This window comes from Cedecea sp. NFIX57 (genome assembly GCF_900177785.1).
Taxonomy (GTDB): Bacteria; Pseudomonadota; Gammaproteobacteria; order Enterobacterales; family Enterobacteriaceae; genus Cedecea; species Cedecea neteri_C.
On record NZ_FXAS01000040.1, the window covers coordinates 1 to 18,133 of the forward strand.

At 56.1% G+C, this 18,133-nt stretch carries 18 protein-coding genes; 10 read left to right on the forward strand and 8 right to left on the reverse strand.

Annotation, left to right across the window (positions count from 1 at the left end; translation table 11 throughout):
* Positions 1-89: 89 nt before the first annotated feature.
* Entirely contained in the window at positions 90-521 is a 432-nt protein-coding gene (locus B9Y90_RS22600; protein WP_085542691.1) for a carboxymuconolactone decarboxylase family protein, read from the reverse strand.
* 87 nt (positions 522-608) lie between these two features.
* On the opposite strand from B9Y90_RS22600, the gene pdxR reads away from it, so the two are divergent.
* The gene (gene pdxR / locus B9Y90_RS22605; protein ID WP_085542692.1) at positions 609-1,985 is read left to right on the forward strand and encodes a MocR-like pyridoxine biosynthesis transcription factor PdxR; all 1,377 of its coding nucleotides are present in this window, start codon (positions 609-611) and stop codon (positions 1,983-1,985) included.
* A 71-nt stretch (positions 1,986-2,056) separates the two neighbouring features.
* On the opposite strand, the gene B9Y90_RS22610 is transcribed toward pdxR, so the two are convergent.
* Positions 2,057-2,386 (reverse strand): DUF883 family protein, encoded by a 330-nt coding sequence (locus B9Y90_RS22610; protein WP_085542693.1) that lies wholly within the window; start codon positions 2,384-2,386, stop codon positions 2,057-2,059.
* Between the two features lie 160 nt (positions 2,387-2,546).
* Here B9Y90_RS22610 and B9Y90_RS22615 point away from each other — a divergent pair, with 160 nt between their 5' ends.
* Positions 2,547-2,891, forward strand: coding sequence for a DUF2002 family protein (locus B9Y90_RS22615; protein WP_085542694.1), 345 nt, complete (start codon positions 2,547-2,549; stop codon positions 2,889-2,891).
* Between the two features lie 44 nt (positions 2,892-2,935).
* Here B9Y90_RS22615 and B9Y90_RS22620 read toward each other — a convergent pair whose 3' ends face one another.
* Positions 2,936-3,391 carry an L-alanine exporter AlaE gene (locus B9Y90_RS22620; protein ID WP_039297511.1) on the reverse strand — a complete coding sequence of 152 codons (456 nt, stop codon included), beginning with the start codon at positions 3,389-3,391 and terminating at the stop codon, positions 2,936-2,938.
* 351 nt (positions 3,392-3,742) lie between these two features.
* On the opposite strand from B9Y90_RS22620, the gene B9Y90_RS22625 reads away from it, so the two are divergent.
* Positions 3,743-4,030, forward strand: coding sequence for a DUF2623 family protein (locus B9Y90_RS22625; protein WP_045783738.1), 288 nt, complete (start codon positions 3,743-3,745; stop codon positions 4,028-4,030).
* 113 nt (positions 4,031-4,143) lie between these two features.
* On the opposite strand, the gene B9Y90_RS22630 is transcribed toward B9Y90_RS22625, so the two are convergent.
* From B9Y90_RS22630 to B9Y90_RS22640, 3 genes are all read right to left on the reverse strand, one after another.
* Positions 4,144-4,323 carry a YodC family protein gene (locus B9Y90_RS22630; RefSeq protein ID WP_085542695.1) on the reverse strand — a complete coding sequence of 60 codons (180 nt, stop codon included), beginning with the start codon at positions 4,321-4,323 and terminating at the stop codon, positions 4,144-4,146.
* A gap of 90 nt (positions 4,324-4,413) precedes the next feature.
* A complete protein-coding gene (locus B9Y90_RS22635; protein ID WP_085542696.1) occupies positions 4,414-4,938 on the reverse strand; it encodes a rhodanese family protein in 525 nt (174 codons plus the stop codon).
* Between the two features lie 8 nt (positions 4,939-4,946).
* Entirely contained in the window at positions 4,947-5,249 is a 303-nt protein-coding gene (locus B9Y90_RS22640) for an ArsR/SmtB family transcription factor (RefSeq protein WP_085542697.1), read from the reverse strand.
* A 66-nt stretch (positions 5,250-5,315) separates the two neighbouring features.
* On the opposite strand from B9Y90_RS22640, the gene B9Y90_RS22645 reads away from it, so the two are divergent.
* The 5 genes from B9Y90_RS22645 to B9Y90_RS22665 all read left to right on the forward strand — a co-directional run bounded on the left by B9Y90_RS22645 (position 5,316) and on the right by B9Y90_RS22665 (position 13,813).
* On the forward strand, positions 5,316-5,927 hold the full coding sequence (locus B9Y90_RS22645) for a histidine phosphatase family protein (RefSeq protein ID WP_085542698.1): 612 nt from the start codon (positions 5,316-5,318) through the stop codon (positions 5,925-5,927).
* 594 nt (positions 5,928-6,521) lie between these two features.
* Complete coding sequence (locus B9Y90_RS22650) at positions 6,522-10,649, forward strand: autotransporter outer membrane beta-barrel domain-containing protein (RefSeq protein WP_085542699.1); 4,128 nt, start codon at positions 6,522-6,524, stop codon at positions 10,647-10,649.
* A gap of 226 nt (positions 10,650-10,875) precedes the next feature.
* Complete coding sequence (locus tag B9Y90_RS22655) at positions 10,876-11,466, forward strand: cupin (protein ID WP_085542700.1); 591 nt, start codon at positions 10,876-10,878, stop codon at positions 11,464-11,466.
* 42 nt (positions 11,467-11,508) lie between these two features.
* Positions 11,509-12,573: an aldo/keto reductase gene (locus B9Y90_RS22660; RefSeq protein ID WP_085542701.1), complete on the forward strand. Its 1,065-nt coding sequence runs from the start codon at positions 11,509-11,511 to the stop codon at positions 12,571-12,573.
* Between the two features lie 76 nt (positions 12,574-12,649).
* Positions 12,650-13,813: an MFS transporter gene (locus tag B9Y90_RS22665; RefSeq protein WP_176227899.1), complete on the forward strand. Its 1,164-nt coding sequence runs from the start codon at positions 12,650-12,652 to the stop codon at positions 13,811-13,813.
* A gap of 13 nt (positions 13,814-13,826) precedes the next feature.
* On the opposite strand, the gene B9Y90_RS22670 is transcribed toward B9Y90_RS22665, so the two are convergent.
* The gene (locus B9Y90_RS22670; protein WP_139827465.1) at positions 13,827-14,738 is read right to left on the reverse strand and encodes a LysR family transcriptional regulator; all 912 of its coding nucleotides are present in this window, start codon (positions 14,736-14,738) and stop codon (positions 13,827-13,829) included.
* Between the two features lie 235 nt (positions 14,739-14,973).
* Here B9Y90_RS22670 and mgrA point away from each other — a divergent pair, with 235 nt between their 5' ends.
* Positions 14,974-16,008 carry an L-glyceraldehyde 3-phosphate reductase gene (gene mgrA, locus B9Y90_RS22675; protein ID WP_085542704.1) on the forward strand — a complete coding sequence of 345 codons (1,035 nt, stop codon included), beginning with the start codon at positions 14,974-14,976 and terminating at the stop codon, positions 16,006-16,008.
* A 45-nt stretch (positions 16,009-16,053) separates the two neighbouring features.
* On the opposite strand, the gene B9Y90_RS22680 is transcribed toward mgrA, so the two are convergent.
* Entirely contained in the window at positions 16,054-17,019 is a 966-nt protein-coding gene (locus tag B9Y90_RS22680; RefSeq protein ID WP_085542705.1) for an AraC family transcriptional regulator, read from the reverse strand.
* 82 nt (positions 17,020-17,101) lie between these two features.
* On the opposite strand from B9Y90_RS22680, the gene B9Y90_RS22685 reads away from it, so the two are divergent.
* The gene (locus tag B9Y90_RS22685) at positions 17,102-18,133 is read left to right on the forward strand and encodes an SDR family oxidoreductase (RefSeq protein WP_085542719.1); all 1,032 of its coding nucleotides are present in this window, start codon (positions 17,102-17,104) and stop codon (positions 18,131-18,133) included.

An 18,133-nucleotide genomic window follows, 5' to 3' on the forward strand; every position in this document is an offset into this window, starting at 1 on the left:
GCCGCTCGATGAAGCAGGAACCCACCGAAACGACTCAGACCCTGGTTTGAGCGTAGTAGGAATCCTCGCCCTTTAGGGCGGGGAGGATGTCAATGCCGCATCCCAATCGCAACCCGGTTAAACGCATTCATCATGCTGGCCGCCAGCGTCAAATCAACAATCTCCTCGGCGCTGAAAAACTGCAGCAGCGGCTGGTAAACATCGTCTTCGGCATTGCTGTCGGCAATCAGGGTGAGCGCTTCTGCCCACGCCAGCGCCGCACGCTCTTTCTCCGTGAACTGGTGGCTGACTTTCCAACCCGCAAGCGAATCCAGTTTCACCTGATCAACGCCAGATTTACGCAGCGCTTTGGCATGCATCTCCAGGCAGTAGGCGCAGCCGTTAATCTGCGACACACGCAGGAAAACCAGCTCGATCAGCTCGTTGCTCAGTGGGCCATTTTCCAGCCCCTGCAGTGCCTGCCGCATCGGTTTAATCACGTTGGGGGAAAGCTCATAGTAAGGCTGACGTAATTCGATCATGGTGTAACTCCTCATGTTGGTGTGAAGGCAATTTACCACTATGATGGACTATCAAAGAGAGCCATAAATTAACTAAAAAACCAGACCATGAAACCAAAATTCGCGCCGCTCACCGTGGCTTCTCATCACGCTCAGCCGCGCTACCAGCAAATCGCCCGTCAGCTAAAACAGGCGATAAACAGCGGCGAGCTGACGGCAGGGAGTCGCCTGCCCTCCAGCCGGACGCTGGCGCTGGCGCTGGGGGTTGCCAGAGCCACGGTTGAGAATGCTTATGGTGATTTAGTGGCTCAGGGCTGGCTGGAGCGGCGTGGGCAGGCGGGCACCTTTGTGAGCCCGTCGGTGAAACACGAACCCGGCGGTCAAAACATTTCGGCCGCTCACCCGCAGGGCGCGGCCAGGCCTTTTCAGATGGGGCTTCCCGCGCTGGATCTCTTCCCTCGTGCTGTTTGGGCGAGGCTGATGGGGCGGCGGTTACGGCAGCAAACTCGGTTTGACCTGATGCTGCCGGAACCCAGCGGGGAGGCCTCACTGAAGCAAGCGATTGTGGATTACCTGCGCTTTTCCCGCAGCATTGACTGCCAGCCGGAACAAATATTTATTACCTCTGGGTTCCAGGCCGGTATCGCTCTGGTGCTTGCCACGCTTGCACGGCCCGGGGATAGTATCTGGCTGGAAGATCCGGGCTACCGCTTTGTTCGGCCTGATTTTGCAAAAGCCGGGATGGCGATCCGGGCGATCCCCGTGGACGATGAGGGCATGCAGGTTGATTACGGCGTGAGTCGTTTTCCCGATGCCCGTTTTGCACTTTTGACGCCCGCACACCAAAGCCCGTCAGGCGTGGCGCTCTCTCTTTCGCGGCGGCACGCGCTGCTGGAATGGGCCAGTCAGGAACAAAGCTGGATCATTGAAGATGACTATGACAGCGAGTTTCGCTACCACGGCAAACCGCTACCGCCGTTAAAAAGTCTGGACAGCCCGCAGCGCGTTATTTACGCGGGGACGTTCAGCAAGTCGATGTTTCCGGCCCTGCGTGTTGCCTGGCTGGTGGTGCCTTCCCACGCGGTAGCGGATTTTCAGCATCAGGCGCGCAGGCAACCCTGTACTGCACCAGTCCTTATTCAGCAGGCTATCGCCGACTTTCTGCGGGAGGGGCATTTCTGGCGGCACTTAAAAAAAATGCGCCAGCGCTATGCCGAGCGTCGGTTGTGGCTTGAGCAGGCGTTGTGCGAACAGGGATTTGCGGTTGTGCCGCAGGAAGGTGGCATTCAGATGGTCATGGAGGTTGAAGGTGACGACCTGTTCGTGGAAGGTAAAGCGAGAGCCGCAGGGCTTGCGGTTCAGGCGCTTAGCCGATGGCGAATTGAACATCATGGGCCGGGCGGCTTATTGCTGAGTTTTACCAATATCAGCTCGTATGAAATGGCACAACGTTATGCGCTTCAGCTACGGCTGGCCATAACGTAAAAACCCCGGCGAAAAGCACCGGGGTTACAACGCGCATTTAGTCTCATTTATCGACTGTTAAACGCCCGGGGTTAGCGGCGTGATACCAGCAATGCCCCAAGGACAATACCCACCGCCGCGCCAATCCCCACGCTCTGCCAGGGTTTTTCGCGGACATAAGAATCGGCGCAGCCAACGGCATCGCGCGCGGCTTGCTGCACACGACCCTGATTGCCGTTAATCCGTGCGCGGGTCTCTTTCAGAAGCGCTTCGGCTTTTTTGCGTGCGGCATCAACTTCATCTTTTGCATCGCTCCCGAAGGACTTCAGTACATCCTCCAGCGTATCTGCCAGCTGGCTGACATCGTTATTGATTTCGTCTACCTGAACATCAACGTCATTTTTGTTTGCTCGGCTAGCCATGTATCTCTCCCTTTTTAAGATGTACGGCTAAGTGTAGACCATGAATTTTGGTTATGTGGCAGCTCAAGGCCATTGACGGGCTTTCTGGACAATTCCGAAAGCGTTGTCAATGCTGCTTATTGTATGGTTGCGATGCAGTAAATGATGACGAGGAAAATCTATGTATTTACGACCGGATGAGGTGGCCCGAGTGCTTGAGAAATCGGGTTTTACCATGGATGTGGTAACAGCAAAAACCTACGGCTACCGTCGTGGTGAGAATTATGTTTATGTTAATCGCGATGCACGCATGGGGCGTACTGCCCTGATTATTCACCCTACTCTGAGAGAACGCAGCCAGTCGCTGGCCGAGCCCGCTTCTGAGATGAAAACCTGCGATCACTACCAGCAGTTCCCGCTCTATCTTGCCGGCGAAACGCACGAACACTACGGTATTCCGCACGGTTTCAGTTCCCGCATCGCGCTGGAAAGGTACCTGACAGGGTTATTTGGCGAGTCTGAATAAGTGAACGACTGGCTTTGAGGCCAGTCGCCCTTGCGAGACGGGACTCAGGCGCCCGCTTTCACACCCATCTGGCCGCTGACGCGAAACAGGCGGCGGCAGAAATCCAGGAAGTAGCCGTAAGCGGCCCCCATCATCATCGACACCAGCAGGTTCGAGGTCACGGCAGCCACAATCTGGTGCCAGTCAGCACCCACGCTCCATAAAATCAGCACGTAAACCGGAGACTGGAAAGTCACATAAGCCAGTACGTCAGCCAGGTTTTTCGCCCAACTGGCCGGGGTCAGGCGGCGCGCGGTACGCATAAAGGCATCGCGGTAGAAGCCATAGGGCCAGGCGATAATAATGTTGACCGGCACGGCGACCAGGCGGGAAGAGAGCGACTGCTCGAAGGTCATGCCTGAGAGGAAGATCTCAATCATCATGTTCACTACCGAGCAGTACACTACCATTGCAAAGATATCTGCGGCGGCATGGCGTAAGCGTGACTCAGGGGAAAACATAATGTTGACTCCGGTATAAAAGTAGTCTCATGCGCTACTTTTTAAGCTAATTTGCAGTGTTGTGAATTATATAATTTGTCATGTGTAGAGTATGTCACTGCATTGATTTCATCAATTAGCGATAAATTTTTATTTACAGGTTTTTTGTCGATAAAGTGCGTTGAAACACACTTTGCGGCTGGCATTTCCTGATTTTGTGGTTCCGTTTTAAATTTTCTATTTGTTATCAATAAGATGATTTGACTTCGTCTTAAAGCACGAAATCCCCCAAAAAACCTGAGTTTTAGGGATACCCATCACACTTATAATCGTTATATAATTATTTATATAGCGAATGGTGAGGAGTCGCTGATGGATAACCATTTTGGTAAGGGCCTGATGGCCGGAATGAAAGCCCGACAGGCCGACAGTGCGGTTAACGTTGAGCGTTTTTGTTCTGATTACAAACGCGGCTTTGTGCTGGGTTTTACTCACCATATGGCCGAGCAGACCGGCGATCGCCAGCGTGCTGCCTGGGAAGCCGGGGTGTTGACCCGCCGCTATCAACTGGATAAAGAGTCGGTGGCTGACTTCCTGAAAGAGGTCAACGCGGACGTTGTGGTTCGATGTTTCTTTGCGGGTTATGAGAAGGGCTATTGATTACTGGCCTGGATTGCCGCCGTGCCCGGTTGTTTATGAATGGCGACGACAAGGACAGGGGCACTTTTATTGCGAAAAACGGCGTGGTTAACCTCACGCCGTTTTTTTGTTGCTTAGCAAACGCCGAAATCGCCTTCTTCCTGATACAGCGAAACGGAATCTGCCTTCAGCGTCAGTGGATCCGCACCTAAAGTCGCGGCCGGGACGCAAATCAAATCTTCTCCCTGAACCTCAACCACCTGCAGCTTAGGGCCGCCCTGCCTGGGCTGCACCACATCACCTGGTTTAAACATAGAAAAACCTCTGAATGCTAAGGGAATTTAATGCGGTTTTGCCGCCTGATAACCATAGATCATAAATCGAGGCGGATAAAGCAGGATACGCTAGCGCCGGTTCCACGGCATCCAGGCCAGTAAGCGTGCCATACCGCAAAATCCGCTGATGCCTGCGAACAATAAACCGGCTCCCACGAAACCCGATAGCAGGAAAAATACGCTATGCACCGTGTATCCGAGCACGACCCCAAGCAGGATTAACGTGCCCGCGATAATTTGTACCTGCCGCATTATTGGCAGAGGCTGGCTTTTGTCCGCCAGAGTCTCCTGCCCGCCTTTTTTCCAGGCATCAAGGCCACCGGCCAGCAGCATGACCTGGGCCGGTTCGGCAAGCGCCTCCAGCTTCTGGGCATGTTGGGAGGCGCGCATGCCGGACTGGCAGTGGAAAATCACCACGTCGTGGGGATCGAGTGGCCCCAGTCTGGCGCCGTTTTCAATGGCTGAAAGCGGGAGCAAATGTGCTTCGGGAATGTTTTCGCGGGCATGTTCATCCGGCTCGCGGATGTCGATCAGTGCGGCCCCGCTGGCAATGAGCTTTTTCGCTTCTTCTGGCAAGATGGCTGAAGTTGTCATGGTGTTCCTCAGGGGCAATAAATGGTTTTCAGCGTCGCGATCACTTCGCGTACCGCACTATTTTTGATGAAATAGCGCACTCGTTGAGCATCACGCTGGTGTTCTATGAGTCCTTCATCTTTCATTTTCGCCAGGTGTTGGGAGGTCGCGGATGGGCTCAATCCTGCGGCGGCAGCCAGTTCTCCGGCCCCGGTGCCTGGGGAGTCGAGCAGCAGGCACAGGATCAGCAAACGCCGGGGATTACTCATGGCTTTGAGCAGTTTGGCGGCTTCGTCCGCGCTGGACTGGAGCCGGGAAAGTTCAGGTGTCATGATTTTCACTTTAGATAACTCTAAATTTAGTAAATGCTAAATTAAAATCACAACAAAGGAAAGAGTATGCGGGCAATTCTGGTGCGGCATGGCGAAAGTGAGGGGAATCAACAAGGCATTATTCAGGGAAGGCTGGACAGCCAACTTACGGCGCGGGGCATCCGGCAAAGCTTTGCGCTGGCTAACGCGTTGGCCGATTTAACTGTGGCGCATATTTACACGTCACCAGCGCTACGTGCCCGGCACACAGCGGATGTGCTGACCAGTAAATTACACAGTCAGATAACCGTAGATGAACGTCTGCAGGAACGTGATTTTGGGCTGCTTCAGGGGATAAATACGATGGAGGCGCGAAAACAGCATCCTGAGTTATTTGGCGCCCTGCTATCGGGCGATCCGCTGCGGGTAAGTTCTCAGGGTGAAAGCCTGGATAATGTGAGCCATCGCCTGTTTTCCTGCCTTAAAGCGCTAAACGAACGTCACCAGAATGATACCGTTATTATTGTCAGCCATGGCCATGCTTTGGAAATTGCTATCTGGCAATTGAAAGGCGCTTTAATTACCGACGATCTCCGGCAATATGGGCATCAAAACTGTAGTTATAGCATCATGAATATTGAGGGGGAATGTATCAATTTGGTTAAATGGGGTATTGCGACGCATTTACGTAATATCTGATAGGCATTATTGGTGCTGTGTAAGCTCGTTAATGGTTTATTTATTGCACTGAAAGCAGGGTTTTTTATAGGTGTTTTTTTGATGGCTAAATTAATTTTTTACTTTCAAAAACAAAATTAGGATTAATTTCCTAATAGGATTAATCTGTAAATTGCTGTTTTACATATTTTATGTCTGCATGCCGTGATTGTATCTAAGTCTATTAAAAACAATTTCTTATATCATTTTTCCATCTGAAGATATCAGTCTGCGTCCTCATTTAATTTTCCCTTCCTATTCATTCCATGTGCCAAGTCAAATTGTAATACAATTTAATTTTGCTTAAGTCTGTTTTGGTGGTGTTAAAATTAGTCACCGAAATGAATTTCATCCATGAAAGAGATAGCCGTGAAAGGTTGATTTTATCGCCGTCTGGGGTGTTTTTGTAATTACATTATTTTAACACGAGAGTGATTTTTAAATGAGCCCTGCCTTCATTTGAAGGTTTTTTTCGCTCGTCTTTTAAAACCCTAAGGCAATTTTTAAATAAATTGCTGCACGCCTGTTTCTGCTATTTCGAATTAACACGACTCCACAGAGTTAAAGAGGACGCAAATGCCCCGTATATTACAGAACCCGGGTAAGCGACGTTTGATTGCCACCGCGATCAGTGCCGCCTTATTAAGTACTTTCCCTCAGCCAACGTTTGCTGACGACGGACAGGCTGGCAATCCGGCAACCGTGTCTGACAGCGCTCAGGGCGGCGGCGGCGGCACAATGGATACCACAACGGGCATCGGCGGTAACGGCGGTGACGGCGGTTCCGGTGGGCGTGGGCAGGGCAGCAGCCGGGGGGAAAATGGCGGCGCAGGGAGCATGGATGGTGTGGATAACTCACTCCCACCAGGCACCCCTACCGGAGGTACGGGCCAGGAGCCAGACGGGACTGCCACCAACGGCAGCGGTTCTGGCGGCGGCGGTGGCGGTGGCGGCTCGGCAGGGAAAGTGCTGAACAGCAGCAGCGGTGATAACAGCGGTGATATTAAAGGTGGAAACGGTGGCCGGGGAGGCAACGGTGGCAGCAATACCACGGACGTTGCTGATGCGGGTAACGGCGGCAACGGCGGCGACGGCGGCGACGGCGGGGCGGGGGCGCTGATCACCGGCTCGGGCAGCTATACCAACAGCGGTTCCATTACTGGCGGCGACGGTGGTACCGGGGGCAACACCGGGAGTGCAACGGCAAACGACCAAACGACGGCGGGGGAAACTCTCCACGGCGGCAGCGGTGGGGCAGGCGGTGCAGGCGGTGATGGCGTCATGCTGACCCAGGACGGGAACGTCAGTAACACCGGGACGATCACAGGTGGACACGGTGCCACAGGTGGCCTTGCAGCAAACGCGGATACCAAAAATAACGCCAATGTTACCGGCGTTGGCGGGAGCGGTGGTGAGGCGGCCGAAGGGGGGCGCGGGGTCTGGCTGAGCGGCACCAGTACGATAACCAACAGCGGCAGAATTCTGGGCGGCGACGGCGGCGACGGCGGTAACGGTGGGGCCGTTGAGTCGGGCCAGGGCACCGGCGTTGTGGGGTATGGTTCTGCAGGCGGCAACGGCGGCAGCGGGATCACCGTCGAGGGCAGCGGCAAGGTCATCAACACCCAGGGCGGCCATATTATCGGTGGCAATGCCGGGACAGGCGGCGGCGGTAACTCCAACAGTACCGGGGATAATCTCAGCGGTGGCGACGGCGGCGACGGCGGTAAAGGCGGTATCGGGATCGAGCTTGAAGGCGGCGGCAGCGTCAGTAACTTCGGCGAAGTCACCGGTGGGCTCGGCAATCGCGGCGGCGGCAGCGGCAATCTAAGTACTTCCCAGGGCGGTGACTCCGGCGCCGGCGGCATTGGGATTGAAATTGACGGCGGCGATGTTACCAATGAGTCCAGCGGCGTCGTCACCGGTGGGAAAGGCGGCGATGATTCTGCGGGCGGTGGCGGTGTAGGCGGTGCCGGTGGTGATGCGGTCTCCATTGTCGGGGCTGGGAATGTCACTAACCACGGCGCGTTTGTGGGCGGCAACGGCGGTGCGGGAGCCAACGGTAACAGCCCAACCTCCGACGGCGGGAGCGGTGCAAAAGGCGGTAATGGCCTGTCCATTGAAGGGAATGGCACGCTGACCAACGACGCTGGCGCCAGTATTACCGGCGGGCTTGGGGGCACTGGTGGCGGCAGTGGGGGCGATACCAGCCGCGGCGGCAACGGTGGTGAAGGCGGGAGTGGCGTACTGATCGGTGCGGGCGGCCAGGTGGTGAATAACGGCGATATTCTTGGCGGCACGGGTAACCGGGGGGGCGGCGGGGGCGGTAATGCCGGTGGCGCGGGTGGCGCAGGGATCAGCATCGTCTCCGGCGGCGGGAGCGTTGTGAATACCGGCAGGATTTCGGGCGGTAACGGCGGTGAACCCGGTACGGCAGGCGGAATCAATGGCGTTGGGGATATTGGCGTCGGCGGGGTGGGTATCAGCGGCAGCGATATGACCATCGTCAACAGCGGGACCATCAGCGGTGGGCTTGATGTCGAAAGGCAAAACCGCTCGCAGGCCGTGTTGTTTACCGGCGGAATCAACTCCCTGGAGCTGCGCAACGGCTACAACATGCAGGGTAACGTGCGGGCTACAGGCGGTGACGACACGCTTATTTTGGGGGGTGACGTCAATAGCCAGTTCGATGCCGCGAGTATAGGTGACAGCGCCCAGTATGCAGGGTTTGGACACTTCCATAAAAAGGGCGCAAGTACCTGGGCACTGAACAACCCCACATCTGCCACAACCCCCTGGACTTTGTATGACGGCATTCTGCAGGTTGCTGAGAACGGCGCGCTGGGGTCAGACGCCAGCCTGCTGACCTTTGACGGGGGTACCCTGCAACTGAGCAACAGTTTTGATTTAGACCGCCCCATCACGCTCGAAAGCGCGGGCGGCACGCTGGATACTCAGGCATTCAACACGGCCATCAGCCAGGGCGTAACCGGCAGCGGCAGCCTGATCAAACTCGGCAGCGGGGCGCTGACCATGATCGGCGACAGCACCTACACCGGCACGACTACGCTGGCGGAAGGGAGCCTGGATGTCACGGGATCTCTGGTCAGCGATGTCACGGCCAAGCGCGCGACCTTACTTTCCGGGACCGGCAGCATCGGCGCAGCCGCGCTGGAAACCGGCAGCACCTTAACCGTCGGCAGCCCGCTGCAGGGTAACGATGACGCCGCCAGTTTTTCCGTAAACGGTGACCTGGATAACCGCGGGATCGTGAATCTTTCGCGTCGGGCCACCATAAGCGGTAACCGACTCAATGTCAGTGGCGACTATACCGGCGGCACCGACAGCCAACTGAACGTGAACACGGTGTTGGGGGATGATGTTTCTGTCACCGACAAACTGGTGATTCAGGGGGCAACGTCCGGTTCGACCATGCTGGCGGTGGTCAACGTTGGCGGCCAGGGGGCTGAAACTCAGCAGGGGATAGAAGTGGTGACCGTGGGCGGCAACTCTGCGGCGGGGGCGTTTACCCAGTCCGGGCGTATCGTTGCCGGGGCATGGGATTACCGCCTGGTGCAGAAAGGGCAGAACTGGTATCTGACCTCCATGAGCAACCTGCCTCCGGAGCCGCCGGTTGATCCTGTGACACCTCCAGTCGATCCCGTTACGCCACCAGTTGACCCAGTTGACCCAGTTGGGCCTACGACACCACCTCCTCAGCCCGATCCGGTACCGGTTTATCGCCCTGAGGCGGGTAGCTATCTGGTTAACCTGACGGCGGCGAATACGCTCTTCAACCTGACGCTCGACGACCGCGAAGGTGCCACCGAATACCGTACTCCGCTGGATGAACGCGGCATGGCCCGGAGTACTTTCTGGCTGCGTCAGGAAGGCGGGCAGAACCGTTTTCACACCGGTGGAGGCCAGATAAGCTCCAGCGCTAACCGCTACGTCGCGCAGATGGGGAACGAATTCCTGCACGGCAGCAGCCATCAGACCGACCGCTGGGGCGCTGGCCTGATGGCTGGCTATGGCAACGTGCAGGGCAACGCACGTTCAAATTTGACCGGCTATCGCTCAGAGTCAGAGTTGGACGGTTACAGCGTCGGGGCTTATGGCACCTGGTACCAGAACGCCGTTTCCCGCAAAGGCGTCTATGTTGACGGCTGGGTGATGTACAACTGGTTTAACAACAGCGTCAGCGGTGACGATTTGCCGAACGAGGACTACAAGAGCCGCGGTTTCACCGCTTCGCTAGAAAGTGGCTATAACATGCTGCTTAGCGAAAGCGAGCGTCAGGCCGTCTACCTGGAACCTCAGGCGCAGCTGACCTGGATGGGCGTTCACAGCGCTGAACATACGGAAGCTAACGGCACCCGCGTACAGGACAACGGCCAGGGCAACCTGCAGTCTCGTCTGGGCGTGCGGCTGTACCTGCGTGGTCACCGCACAGAGGATGACGGCAAAGGGCGTGAGTTCAAGCCTTATGTGGAAACAGACTGGCTGCATAACACCAAAAACTTTGGTGTGAGAATGGGGGATAAGCTGCTCAATGAAGAGGGCGCCCGCAACATCGGCCAGCTCAGGCTTGGGGTGCAGGGGCAGATTGCTCATGACCTCAACATGTGGGGCGGCGTTGCCCAGCAAATCGGCGACAAAGGCTACCACGACACCTCCGCGATGGCTGGCATGAAATACGGGTTCTGAGCAATCAACAAAGCGGCCGGGATCATCCGGCCGCTTTGTTCATAAAATACTTTTGGTTTTCTCTTCTTTTTCATTTTTCTTTTTATTATTCAATAACTATCTCTCTTATAGATAATTACTATCTAAATAATCTACTTAAAAAATAAATTCAGCTGACTATGCTACACAAGCAACGACAGCGCTGGCGCATTTCTTTTTTCTGATCACGACGCGGGAATACATTGCTATGGCCACATTCGACAGAAGAGATTTTATTAAATCGGTCCTGGTTGCCGGGGCGGGAATATCGCTCATCCCAACCCGCGGCTGGGCCAGTTCGGGAATCACACCTGAGGCCACGCTAATTACGCCGAACGGCTGGGTGCCCAACAATTCGAGGCTGCCGGTTCTGCATTACCGAAACGTGGTGATGCAGGGCGATATTGCCTCGCAAATGGAGGCCATCTTCGCGGCGAATCAGTGGTTTCCGCAATGGCGTAACGGCGTGTATGACTACCACCACTATCATTCAACGGCACATGAAGTGCTGGGGTTTGCCGGCGGCACGGCGCGTCTGATGCTCGGGGGACCTGAAGGACACGAGGTGACGGTCAATGCCGGGGATGTGGTGCTTTTGCCCGCAGGTATTGGGCACTGCCGCCTGTCGGCCAGCGATGATTTCCTGGTTGTCGGGGCTTATCCGGCGGGGCAGAGTTTTGATATTTGCCGGGAAGCACCTACCGCCGAAATGAAGGCGCGGATGGCCGCCCTGCCGTTTCCAAAAAACGATCCGGTGAATGGGCTAACGCCAGACATTACCGCTTGCTGGAAGGCATAACGCCTTGAATAGGCAGTGAATTACATTTTTACGGGAGTCACTATGCAGTATGTCAATCTTGGCCAGTCCGGCCTGCAAGTTTCGCAGTATGTGCTCGGCACCCTGACTTTTGGCGGCGATTTTGGTTTTGACCGCGCCGGTAGTGTGGATGTGAAACAGGCCGCTTCAATGATCGCGCTGTCGCGCGATGCGGGGATTAACGCGATTGATACCGCCAACCTGTACTCTTTTGGTCAGGCGGAAAGCATTCTGGGCGAGGCCTTACAGGGGCAGCGCAATGACTGGCTGTTGTTCAGTAAAGCGCGGTTTCGCATGCATGAAGGGCCGAACGGCAGTGGCGCCTCTCGTCAGCATCTCATTCCTCAGGTGAATGATTCCCTCCGCCGCCTGAAAACGGACTGGCTGGATTTCTTTTGGATCCACGGCTGGGACGGCGTAACGCCGGTAGAAGAAACGCTGGAAGTGATGGATTCACTGGTGCTGGCCGGTAAAATTCGCTACTGGGGCGTGTCTAACTACAGTGGCTGGCAGCTGGCGAAAACCAAATATCTGGCGGAGAAACTGGGCTACACCGCGCCGGTTGCCCAGCAGATTTATTACACGGCGGAAGGGCGTGACGCTGAATACGAACTGCTGCCCGGTGGTAAAGAAATGGGCATTGGGTCGATGATCTGGAGTCCGCTGGGGGAAGGTTTGTTGACCGGGCTTATTGACCGGGACACGCCGCCGCAGGACGGAACGCGCCAGGGATCGACCTGGACCGAGCCGCACATCAGCGATCGCGAACGGCTATACCAGGTGATTGACGTGTTGAAGGAAGTGGCGGCGGAGTGCGGTAAAACCGTGCCGCAGGTGGCGCTGGCGTGGGTCAGGCAGCGCCCGAACGTCGATACCCTCGTGTTAGGGGCGCGAAACGAGGCGCAACTAAAGGAAAATATTGCCTCGATTCACCTGACGCTGACCGACGCACAGATGCTGAAAATCGAAGCCGCGGGGCGCCCGGCGGCCATTTATCCTTTCTGGCATCGCGCTCAACTGGCCCTGGATCTGCCGTCACCGGCGGAAAAAACGTATCTGGAAGGATGGCGCGAAATTCAGGGGCTGTAAGTCGCCCAGGGTTGTGCTGTAATCTAAGAGAGGCTCAGGGCCTCTCTTTTCTGTTATGAAATTTAAGTCAAAAATTATGCAATCCTATAAAAAATCGGCGCTGACGCTGTTTGCGCTCTATTTCCTTAACGGGGTTATTTTCTCTACCTGGGGCGTTTTTATTCCCTGGCTGAAAGAAGCCCATCAGGTGAGTAACAGCCTTTTGTCCATCGCGCTGTTTTCGATGTCGCTGGGGGCAATTCTGGCCATGAAACGCCTCGGGTTGTGGGTCTCATCGATGGGGGCCAAAAAAGCTATTGGGTTGTTCAGCGTGCTTTATCCGTTAAGTTTATGGCTGGTTTTTCTGAGTCCTTCCTTCGCGGCCTCATGCCTGTTACTGATGGTGTTTGGCCTGGCTCTGGCAGTGCTTGACGTGGCGACTAACGTGGAAGCGACGGCCGTGGAGCGGGCCAGCGGGCATAAATTTATGTCGAAGCTGCACGGGATGTTTAGCCTCGGGGGGATAGGCGGGTCGCTGGCAGGCTTGCTGTCGCATCGGCTCACATTCCCGACGCTTTACTACCTGTCCGCCGTGCTGATTGCGGCCGCGATAGTCTCTTTCCTGCTGGCCAGAACGCTTCCTGAAACGGCGCCGACCGTGGAAGACGCGACGGCAGAGGTCAGGCAAACTGAGGGAAAACTGTCGCTTTGGGTGTTAGGGGGGTTGGCCTTCCTGGCCTTGCTGTGTGAAGGGGCCATTTACGACTGGAGCACGCTCTATATGCAGGAGTTTCTTCACCCTGAACAGAGCCGCGCCTATTTAGGCTACGCCTTTTTCTCCGTGGGGATGACGGCCGGGCGTTTTAGCGGCGACACGCTTCGTCGCGCAGTACGCGAGAAAACGCTACTGTCGCTGATGGCCACGCTGGGATTTACTGGCATGAGTATTGTGCTGCTGTCGTCCTCGCCCGGCAATGCGTTGGTCGGCTTTTTGCTGCTGGGGCTGGGCATTTCGACGCTTGTGCCGCTGATGTTTATTATTGCGGCCTCGCAGGGGGAAGGCGATGCCAGTAAAGAAATCGCGCTGGTGACCCGCATGGCTTATACCGGCATGCTGCTGGGGCCGGTAATCATCGGCGCGTTGAGCGGGTGGCTTGGGCTGCAGCTTGCTTTGTGGCTGGTGGCTATTCTGCTGGCCGGGATTGCGCTGACCGCCAAAGCGATGCGCCCCTCTGTACCGCCAGCCACACATTTTTCCTGACGAACCCGGAAGATCAGGCTTCTTCTTCTGCCGGGCCTAAAATGTCCAAAAACTCTTGTACCGGGCGGTCGTGAACCTTCAGGCTGCCCGGGCTGTCGCTCAGCCAGACCACGGCCAGTTCCCAGCACAGGTCTGCATTGCTGATCTTCCGTCTCGTCAGCTTGTCACCGCGCGCCAAAACCACCTCTTCCGGGAGCAGGGCCACCCCCATTTTTCGCTCCAAAAGGCTTAGCAGCGTATCGAGATCGCTGACTTCAAAGGTGATTTTTCGGCTTAAGCCCCGCAGGGCAAAACAGCCGTCATTCACCTTTCGCGTGCCCTGGCCCGATTCAAAGTCGATAAATGACAGGCCGGCAAGCGCTTCCATCGCGATGGTTTCCCCCTCTGCGGGCAGGTCGGGAAAATCGTGTGCGAAGGCCAGCACCATTTCGTCGCAGGCGATGATGCGCGAGGCCAGCCGGTCTGAGACCTCTTCCACCGGCATAATGGCGAGACTGATTTGTTGGTTCTGGATTTTTTCATTTAGCCTTTCAGAAGAGCCCTGGCAAAGCTTGACCTCAAAATCGGGAAACTTACGGATAAATGTCTCCAGCAATTCGGGGAGATCAATAAACGGCGGTACGCTTTGTACGGTGCCAATGGAAAGCGTCCCGGTTTTTAAGGACACAATCGCATCCACTTCCTGGACCGCTTTATCCACGTAATGGCCGATGGTACGGGCATAGTGCAGAAATACCTTCCCGGCCATGGTCAGGCGAACTTTGCGTGTGGAGCGAATAAACAGCGGGGTGCCCAGCTCTTCTTCCAGTTGCTTGATAGAGGTAGAGAGTGCTGACTGCACTATATGCATGCTGAGTGCGGCCCGGGTAAAATTTTCATGTTCCGCAACGGCAATAAAATGCCGAATCTGACGCAGCTCCATCATTTATCTCCAGTAAAGATTAATGCAATCTAAATAATGAATTTTACAGATTAACGATACGCTGCGAAAATAGATTTCGCAATGAGTATTTATCTCGCCCTGAATATTCATTAATTAATCCCTTTTAAATAATTCCGGTGATTCGTTGCCTGGTATTTACCTCTGCTTTATAAGTTTTGCTTTATTAATTTAATGCGAACTTGTCCTTGATATTTTTCTTCACCATGAGGAATGCGTTATGAATTATAGTGCGGCGCCATCTCGCTACAGTAATAATATGCAGTACCGTAAAACGGGGAAAAGTGGCCTGGCGTTGCCGCTTATTTCGTTGGGGCTATGGCAGAACTTCGGCGGGGTGGATGTTTTTGAAACCGGCAGGGCTATTCTGCGTCATGCTTTTGATAACGGCATTACCCACTTTGATCTCGCGAATAATTACGGCCCACCGGCGGGGTCGGCGGAAGAGAACTTTGGCCGCTGGATGGCGAAAGACTTTGCCCCTTACCGTGATGAACTGATTATTTCCACCAAAGCCGGGTGGGATATGTGGCCCGGCCCCTACGGTGGCCCAACGGGCACGAAAAAACACCTGATTGCCAGCTGCGAGCAAAGCCTGAAGCGAATGGGGCTGGACTATGTCGATATCTTCTATAGCCACCGCGTGGATGCCGATACGCCGTTGGAAGAAACCATGGGCGCGCTGGTGCAGCTGCATCGCCAGGGCAAAGCGCTCTACGTGGGGATCTCGTCTTATTCACCGGAGCTGACCCGCCAGGCGGCGCAGATCCTGGCCGAAGAGAAAGTCCCGTTGTTCATTCACCAGCCGAACTACTCCATGCTGAACCGGACCATTGAGCACGGGTTGCTGGATGTGTTGGCGGAATCAGGCAGCGGGTGCATTGCTTTCTCGCCGCTGGCGCAGGGCATGCTGACGTCGAAATACCTGAACGGGGTGCCACAGGGGGCGCGTGCGGCCGGGGAGGGATCCCGGGTGGCGGGCATGCTGAATGCCGAGAACCTCAACAAGATCCGCGCGTTGAATGCCGTGGCCGAAAGCCGTGGGCAGACGCTGGCGCAAATGGCGATTGCCTGGGTTCTGCGTGACTCACGTGTCACCTCTGCCCTGATTGGGGCGCGTACCGTTGAGCAACTGGCGGACTCGCTGCAGGCGCTGGATAACCTGGCATTCAGCGCTCAGGAACTGGCCGAGATCGACCAGCATGCCACCGAAGGCGGCGTGGACTTATGGCGCGTCTCTTCGCAGATCAAATAGCCTGTTTGACTTATTTACGCCGCCACCGCGCGGCGTTTTTTGTTTTTAACTTGCCGTGCTTCGGGCGGCGTTTCGCCAGGCTTTTGGTGACAGGCCGGTTTCACGTTTAAAAGCATTACTGAAGGCGCTTTCCGAGGTATACCCGAGTGACTGGGCCACCATCGCGATTTGATCCGCCTGTTCGCGCAGCGCTTTTTCCGCCAGCCGCATACGCCACTGGGTAAGATAAGCCCCTGGCGTGATCCCCGACGCGGTACGAAAATATTCCGCAAAGGTGGTGCGCGACATGGCGCAGGCTTTGGCGAGCTCTTCCAGCCGCCAGCCGCGTGCCGGGTTGGCGTGAATAAGCCTGAGCGCCGGCGCAAGACGGGCATCTCCCAGCGCGCGCAGCAAACCTGCCGGAAGTGAGCGGCTGGTTTGTAAATGGGCGCGAAGGATCTGAATAAACAGCAACTGCGAAAGCTGCGCGGAGGCCAGCTGGGTGCCCGGCTGGGCCGTCTCTCTTTCGACTATCAACTGATCGAGCAACCAGCGGAACGAACTCGCCTGTGGGGATATGGCCGGGATGTGGATCCATTGCGGCAGCACCTGGGCAAGCATTTGCCCGCGGTCGGGATCCAGCAGGACATGCCCGCCCATATACTCAAATTCTTTTCCCTCCCCCAGGGCGGCGTAGTTCCGCTCTCCGGCCTTAAAGACGCTCATGGCATCCACCGGTTTAATCTCCGGGGAGCTGGCGACAATAAACGCCCGCCTGGCGTTCAGCAGGCCGACATCGCCGGTGCTAAAATGGATGGGCTCCGGGTGGCCTTCAAGCATGACCCAACAGTTGCCCTGGACGACGGCGAAGAACTTGATTTTGTCCGGCGGCGGGAAGTGAAGCGCCCAGTCGCCGCCGGCGGTAAAACCACCGGTGACCAGCGACTCGGCGTCGGCGAACTTGAGAATGTCAGAAAACGGATCGGTGTGCATTCCCGTACTATCGCGCAAGTAGAACGGACGATCAAGCATTCAAAATCCGGTGACCGGACTTTATTCTGTGCAGCAAATGAACGGCATTCTGCCTGCTGGCCAGGCTACAGAGGACAAGCATATGACCCAAGATATCGTATTGGTTACCGGCGGCACCGGATTTATCGCCCAACACTGCATCATCGCGCTGCTGGCGCAAGGCTATGAGGTTCGGACCACCGTACGCTCGGCTGACCGCAAAGCAGAAGTGCTCAAGAACCTGAAAGAGGGTGGCTGCGAGCCGGGGGAGCGTCTCTCCTTTTTCGTCACAGATTTAATGGCGGATGAAGGCTGGGCTGAAGCTATGGCCGGGTGTCGCTATGTGATGCATGGCGCCTCGCCGACCCCTTCAGGTAATCACGCCACCGACGAGGACTGGATCAAACCCGCCGTGGACGGCAACCTGCGCGTGCTCCGTGCCGCAAGTTTCGCGGGCGTTAAGCGCGTGGTGTTGACCTCTGCCTTTGGGGCCGTAGGCGTCGGGCATCCGGCCAGCCATCGCCGCCCGTTTGATGAAACGGACTGGAGCGACGTTTCCGGGAAAGTGTGGCCCTATCAGAAATCAAAAACGCTGGCGGAAAAAGCGGCCTGGGCGTTTATTGAGCAAGAAGGGCGGGGGCTTGAGCTGTCGGCAGTGAACCCGGTGGCGGTGATGGGGCCGGTACTGGGGCCTGATTTCTCTCACTCCACACGGCTGGTGAAAAACATGCTGGATGGGCAGAAAGGCAACCCGAACATCAACTCTTGTTTTGTGGACGTGCGCGACGTGGCCGATTTACATCTGCTGGCGATGACGCACCCGGCGGCAAACGGTGAGCGCTTTCTCGCCAGCTCAGGCAAAAGTTTGCTGATGGTTGAGGTGGCGAAAATCCTGCGGAAGCACCTCGGTGAAGCCGCCGACAAAGTCTCCACCCTCGCGCTGCCCGACTGGATGGTGCGCCTGGCGGCGCACACAAATCCGGGAATGAAAGGATCGCTGACCCTGCTCGGCGTGGATATGAACGTCACTAACGCAAAGGCGGTGAACCTGCTCGGCTGGGCCCCGCGCTCGCCGGAAGAGGCGATTGTCGCCACCGCGGAGAGTTTTATCCGCCTGGGCTTACTGGAGAAATAA

Excerpts from the sequence above, each read along its gene's own strand:
- B9Y90_RS22600 (WP_085542691.1), bottom strand. The coding sequence starts at position 521 with ATGATCGAATTACGTCAGCCTTACTATGAGCTTTCCCCCAACGTGATT.
- pdxR (WP_085542692.1), top strand. The coding sequence starts at position 609 with ATGAAACCAAAATTCGCGCCGCTCACCGTGGCTTCTCATCACGCTCAG.
- B9Y90_RS22610 (WP_085542693.1), bottom strand. The coding sequence starts at position 2,386 with ATGGCTAGCCGAGCAAACAAAAATGACGTTGATGTTCAGGTAGACGAA.
- B9Y90_RS22615 (WP_085542694.1), top strand. The coding sequence starts at position 2,547 with ATGTATTTACGACCGGATGAGGTGGCCCGAGTGCTTGAGAAATCGGGT.
- B9Y90_RS22620 (WP_039297511.1), bottom strand. The coding sequence starts at position 3,391 with ATGTTTTCCCCTGAGTCACGCTTACGCCATGCCGCCGCAGATATCTTT.
- B9Y90_RS22625 (WP_045783738.1), top strand. The coding sequence starts at position 3,743 with ATGGATAACCATTTTGGTAAGGGCCTGATGGCCGGAATGAAAGCCCGA.
- B9Y90_RS22630 (WP_085542695.1), bottom strand. The coding sequence starts at position 4,323 with ATGTTTAAACCAGGTGATGTGGTGCAGCCCAGGCAGGGCGGCCCTAAG.
- B9Y90_RS22635 (WP_085542696.1), bottom strand. The coding sequence starts at position 4,938 with ATGACAACTTCAGCCATCTTGCCAGAAGAAGCGAAAAAGCTCATTGCC.
- B9Y90_RS22640 (WP_085542697.1), bottom strand. The coding sequence starts at position 5,249 with ATGACACCTGAACTTTCCCGGCTCCAGTCCAGCGCGGACGAAGCCGCC.
- B9Y90_RS22645 (WP_085542698.1), top strand. The coding sequence starts at position 5,316 with ATGCGGGCAATTCTGGTGCGGCATGGCGAAAGTGAGGGGAATCAACAA.
- B9Y90_RS22650 (WP_085542699.1), top strand. The coding sequence starts at position 6,522 with ATGCCCCGTATATTACAGAACCCGGGTAAGCGACGTTTGATTGCCACC.
- B9Y90_RS22655 (WP_085542700.1), top strand. The coding sequence starts at position 10,876 with ATGGCCACATTCGACAGAAGAGATTTTATTAAATCGGTCCTGGTTGCC.
- B9Y90_RS22660 (WP_085542701.1), top strand. The coding sequence starts at position 11,509 with ATGCAGTATGTCAATCTTGGCCAGTCCGGCCTGCAAGTTTCGCAGTAT.
- B9Y90_RS22665 (WP_176227899.1), top strand. The coding sequence starts at position 12,650 with ATGCAATCCTATAAAAAATCGGCGCTGACGCTGTTTGCGCTCTATTTC.
- B9Y90_RS22670 (WP_139827465.1), bottom strand. The coding sequence starts at position 14,738 with ATGATGGAGCTGCGTCAGATTCGGCATTTTATTGCCGTTGCGGAACAT.
- mgrA (WP_085542704.1), top strand. The coding sequence starts at position 14,974 with ATGAATTATAGTGCGGCGCCATCTCGCTACAGTAATAATATGCAGTAC.
- B9Y90_RS22680 (WP_085542705.1), bottom strand. The coding sequence starts at position 17,019 with ATGCTTGATCGTCCGTTCTACTTGCGCGATAGTACGGGAATGCACACC.
- B9Y90_RS22685 (WP_085542719.1), top strand. The coding sequence starts at position 17,102 with ATGACCCAAGATATCGTATTGGTTACCGGCGGCACCGGATTTATCGCC.